1 protein-coding gene is annotated in these 384 nt (G+C 58.9%); it reads right to left on the reverse strand.

Annotated features, from left to right (window positions below):
• The coding region (locus ACV22W_RS33660) for a transposase (protein WP_448023852.1) at positions 1-298 on the reverse strand (298 nt) is incomplete at its 3' end.
• Between the last annotated feature and the right edge of the window lie 86 nt (positions 299-384).

Consider the following 384-nt stretch of genomic DNA (forward strand, 5'->3'; position numbering starts at 1 on the left):
AATCGAGCTGGCCAGATTCGCGAAGCTTGTCGAGCAATAGCCCGTGCAGCTTGTCCCACACCCCGGCCTGCTGCCAGTCGTGCAACCGACGCCAGCAAGTCGCTCCAGAGCCGAAGCCCAACCCGGTCGGCAGATGGTTCCATCGCATCCCTGTCTTCAGCACGAGCAGGATGCCATTGAGCGCTGCACGGTCCGAGACTGGCAGACGCCCAGGATATCGCTTGCGTCGCGGTTTGGGCGGTGGAAGTAGCGGTTCGATCAGTGCCCACAGCTCGTCATCGATGATAGGTGCCGGCATTCCTTGATCCGTTGTTCAGGCATCTAAGGTTAACCGTTTCGTCGGAAAGTAAACAGCCCTTCCGGACTCTTTTTGAACTGGCCTCT

The organism is Burkholderia sp. AW49-1 (genome assembly GCF_053427845.1).